The organism is Streptomyces sp. NRRL S-378 (assembly GCF_000720645.1).
Classification (GTDB): Bacteria; Actinomycetota; Actinomycetes; order Streptomycetales; family Streptomycetaceae; genus Streptomyces.
The window spans coordinates 1-4394 of the sequence record NZ_JOBX01000137.1 but is presented as its reverse complement, the minus strand read 5'-3'; the positions used below and the strand labels follow the sequence as shown (position 1 = coordinate 4394).

General features: G+C 72.3%; 4 protein-coding genes. 2 read left to right on the top strand and 2 right to left on the bottom strand.

Features of this window, described 5'->3' with window-relative positions; all coding sequences use genetic code 11:
- The first annotated feature begins 149 nt into the window (after positions 1-149).
- Positions 150-968 carry an isocitrate lyase/PEP mutase family protein gene (locus IH80_RS0137890; RefSeq protein WP_030966448.1) on the top strand — a complete coding sequence of 273 codons (819 nt, stop codon included), beginning with the start codon at positions 150-152 and terminating at the stop codon, positions 966-968.
- A 44-nt stretch (positions 969-1012) separates the two neighbouring features.
- Positions 1013-1999: an EamA family transporter gene (locus IH80_RS0137885; RefSeq protein ID WP_030966447.1), complete on the top strand. Its 987-nt coding sequence runs from the start codon at positions 1013-1015 to the stop codon at positions 1997-1999.
- 28 nt (positions 2000-2027) lie between these two features.
- On the opposite strand, the gene IH80_RS0137880 is transcribed toward IH80_RS0137885, so the two are convergent.
- On the bottom strand, positions 2028-2819 hold the full coding sequence (locus IH80_RS0137880) for a trypsin-like serine peptidase (protein WP_030966446.1): 792 nt from the start codon (positions 2817-2819) through the stop codon (positions 2028-2030).
- The gene (locus IH80_RS0137875; protein ID WP_030966445.1) at positions 2816-3901 is read right to left on the bottom strand and encodes an alpha/beta hydrolase; all 1086 of its coding nucleotides are present in this window, start codon (positions 3899-3901) and stop codon (positions 2816-2818) included. Before IH80_RS0137875 ends, IH80_RS0137880 begins: the two co-directional genes overlap by 4 nt.
- Positions 3902-4394: the final 493 nt, after the last annotated feature.

Genomic DNA, 4394 nt, shown 5'->3' with positions numbered 1-4394 from the left:
CTCGGCGGCCCGGGGGGCCGGAGCCCCGCTACGGCGGCGCGGCGGCGGCGCAGCTCCCCGCACCCGGCCGGCGCGGCGGCCGCCCCGGCCGGACGCAGACGTCGGAAATCCGCGAGCCCCCGGCCGCCGAGGTCTGGTCAACTGACCCCATGAGCACCCACGTCGGCCTCGCCGCCAAAGCCGCCGCGTTCACCGCGCTGCACACCCCCACCGCTCCCCTCGCCCTCGCGAACGCCTGGGACGTCGCCGGCGCCCGCATCGTGGAGGCCACCGGCGCCCCCGCCGTCGCCACGACCAGCGCGGGCGTCGCCTGGTCCCTCGGCTCCCCCGACGGCGACGCGCTCGCCCGCGACCGCGCCCTCGACCTGATCGCCCGGGTGACGGCCGCCGTGTCCGTGCCCGTCACCGCCGACATCGAGGGCGGCTTCGGCGCCGACCCGAACGCCGTCGGCGAGACCGTCACCGGCGTCATCGCCGCCGGCGCGGTCGGGATCAACATCGAGGACGGCACCCGCGACCCCGTCGACCAGACCGAGCGTCTGGCGGCCGCCCGCGCCGCGGCCGACGCCGCCGGGGTCCCGCTCTACATCAACGCCCGGGTCGACACCTACCTCAAGGGCCTCGGCGAGCCCGAAGCCCGCCTCGACGAGACCCTCGCCCGCGCCGCCGCCTACGTCCGGGCGGGCGCCACCGGCGTCTTCGTGCCCGGCGTCCTCGACCCGGCCGTCGTGGCCGAGCTGGCCAAGGGCATCGACGCCCCCCTCAACATCCTCCTCGGCCCCGGCGCCCCGGCCGTCACCGCCCTCGGCGCACTCGGCGTCTCCCGGGTCAGCCTCGGCTCCTGGGTGGCCGAAGCCGCGTACGCCGTGGTCCGCCGCGCCGCCGAGGAGCTGATCGCCGACGGGACCTACGGAGCGCTCGCGCACTCGCTCCCGTACGGCGAGCTGAACAACCTGCTCAAGGACTGAGACACCCAGATGCATGCATGGGCCAACGACCATAGGATCTGGGCATGAGCACCTCAAAGCGGGACTCGTCCCGGGCATCGACCCCCGCCTCGGCCCCGGCCTCACCCCCGGTGGACGGCGGAGCCACGGCCACCCCGCCCAGCAGGATCACCGGCGCGGTGTGGACCGCGCTGGCCCTGGTCTACGTCGTATGGGGCTCGACCTACCTCGGCATCCGGATCGTCGTCGAGACGATGCCCCCCTTCCTCTCCGCCGGAGCCCGCTTCATCACCGCCGGCCTGCTGCTCGCCGCCGTGGTCGCCTGGCGCCACGGCACGGCCGCCCTCCGGGCCACCCGGGCGCAGGTCGGCTCGGCGGTCCTGGTCGGTCTGCTCCTGGTCCTCGGCGGCAACGGCCTGGTCGTGCTCGCCGAGACCTCCGTGCCGTCCGGCCTGGCCGCACTGCTGGTGGCGGCGGTGCCCATGTGGGTGGTGGTGCTGCGCGCGGCCACCGGGGACCGGCCCCCGGGCCGCACCCTGGCCGGGGTGCTCGTCGGCCTCGCAGGTCTCGCGGTGCTGACCAGCCCCGGGCTGAGCGGCACCGTACGGCTGTCGGGAGTACTGCTGGTGGTGGCCGCGTCGATGCTGTGGTCCCTGGGCTCCTTCTCCGCCTCGAAGCTGTCCCTGCCCGGCAACCCGTTCACGGGCAGCGCCTACCAGATGCTCGCCGGCGGCATCGCGGGCGTGATCGTCGGCCTGCTGCGCGGCGAGCACCGCGGTCTGGACCCCACGGCCTTCTCCACCTCCTCCTGGCTGGCCCTGGGCTACCTGGTCCTCTTCGGCTCGCTCGTGGGCTTCACCGCGTACGTGTGGCTCCTCCAGGCCGCACCGCTGTCGCTGGTGGCCACGTACGCGTACGTCAACCCCGTCGTCGCCGTCGCACTCGGCGCGCTGATCCTCGACGAGGCCCTGACCTGGCCGATCGTGGTCGGCGGGGCGGTCGTCGTGGCAGCGGTGGTCGTGATCGTCAGCACGGAGCGGCGGAAGAAGTAGCGTCGGAAAGTAGCGGCGGCGGCGGCGCTCAGTCCCGCGCGGCCCGCTCGTACAGCGCCTTCGCGCGCTCGTCGAACAGCGCGGCCGTGGAGTCCACGTCGGTGTCCCCGCCGCTCAACACCCCGATGAGGTGACCGGCGGGGTCCGCCCCGCCCCGGTCGGCGATCCAGGGGCTGCCGCTGGTGCCCGTCCAGAAGCCCGCACAGCTCATGTAGAGCATGTCGGGGTCGTCATCGTCGTGGCGGGTCTGCGTCGTGCAGGAGACGGGCCTGTTCTCCGGGTTGCGCTCGGACTCCGGGTAGCCGACGACGGTGACGTCGCGTTCGTAACCGGAGGTCCATTCGGGCCGGGGCGCCTCGGCACGGCCGCCGACGGCCTCCTGCACGCTGCGCCCGTCCTCGTCCGGCTCGATGGTGAGGAAGGCGAAGTCTGCAGTGTCCTCGCCCCACTTGGTCCAGCGGTCGTCGACATGGATCGCCTTGACCTTCCACACCCCCAGGGGCTGGGTGCCGTCGCCCTCGCCGGAGAAGGCCGGGGCGAAGGAGAGTTCGCCGATGGCCAGGCCGTCGTGGGCCACCTCACCCGGCTGCCCGTCCTCGCCTGCGGGGGCGACGCAGTGCGCGGCGGTGGCGACGACATTGCCCTTCGGACTGTCGACGACGCTCGCGGTGCACCAGTGCTCGCCGCCCGCCATGAGTACGCCGACGGTGGGGAAGGGGAGCACCGGACGCTCGCCGGGCGCCTTCATGAAGGCCACGGCGCACACCGCCACGATACCCGCGGCGGCGGCCGCCGATGTTCCCTTCACCACCGTGCTCATCGCACGCCGGGATCGGGTGTCGGTCCCTTCATCACCTTGCTGATCCACTCCAGGGAGCCCTCCCTCATGCCGCGCACATACGACTTTCCGTTGTGCTCACCATCCTGGATCACCTGGAGGGAAGTGTGCACGGGGCCCTTGCCGTACTCCTTCATGAACTTCTCGGCCTGCTCGCGGCCGGTCTCCTTGGTCCCGATCTGGAAGTTGATGTAGACCTCGGGGCCTCCCGCGTCGATCAGCTTCGCGGCGAGCTTCTCGGGGTTGTTCTCGTCCATGGCCTTCGTGTTCCCGTTCCACAGCGGGGAGTCGGGGACGATGTCGGTCCCGCTCGCAATGGCCGCCTTGAACCGGTCGGGGTACTTCAGAAGCTGCTTGAAGCCGTTGAATCCGCCGGCCGACGAACCCATGAAGGCCCACCCGTCGCGGGAGGTGAAGGTGCGGAAATTGGCCTTCGCGAAATCGGGGACGTCATCGGCCATCCAGGTGCCCATCTTGGGCTGGCCGGGGATGTCCGACCCGTCGAAGTGGTGCTTCGTGTCCGCGTTGGTCACCGGCATGATCAGGATGAAGGGCAGGCTCTTGCCCGACTTGGCCCCGTCGGCGACGGCCTGCTGCAGGCCGAGGCCGGGACCCGTGCCCCAGTAGTTCGTCGGGTATCCGCGGCCGCCGGGCAGGGAGATCAGGACCGGGAAGCCGCTCTTGGCGTACTTCGGGTCGTCGTACTCCTTCGGTACCCACACCCACACGTCACCCGTGAAGCCGGACTTCTTGCCGGTGAGGGTGGCCTTGCCGATCTGAGTGCCGTCGGGCAGCCGACTGGTGCGGACGAACGAAGCCGCCGGCCCCGTCGGCATGAGCACCTCCGGCAGCGCCTCGGAGGCGGTGGCCGTCTTCTCCTGCACCTGGACCTTGCCGAAGGAGACCGGATCTCCTATGTCCGAGAAGAGGCCGAACTTGTACGCTGCCCCGCCCCCGGCGAGGGCGAGCGCCAGACCGCCGCTGATCAGAAGCAGGCGCCGGCGGTGGGGGCGGCGGCGGCCCGTGGTCATGGGGCTGCCGTCGCCTTGCTGGTCATGCTGCACGCTTGTTGTCCCGTTCCTTCTCCGGCGCTCACCTCGGAGCGCGGGCCGGACCGATCCGGTCCCCCTTACACCCTTTACAGAGGTATGAACGACGGCGCGGGTTGCCTGGGACGGGGGTGACGTGGCGAGCACCACGCACCGGGGCGACGACGCGGCCGGGGCGGTGGCGGAAGGCGCGGCGGCGGGTACGGGGAGAGGCGGCGGGTGCGGGGCAGGGACGGAAGGCGCGACGGCGGGTACGGGGAGAGGCAGCGGGTGCGGGACCGGGGTGTGAGGTGCGGGGTGGTGCGGGGGCGGGCTCCACTCGGGCGGTGGTCAGAGTGGCGGATGGGGGTTTCCCGTCAGTCCCATCGTCTCTCCGGTTCGGGCCGGTCCCTCAAGGGCGCTCCCTTCGGTCGCGTCGCTTCGCGATGGCCTTCGGCCACCCTTGACCGACCGTCCCGCCCCGGAAATCCGAAAGACTGCCGGGAAACCCCCAAAGGAACGGGCCGGG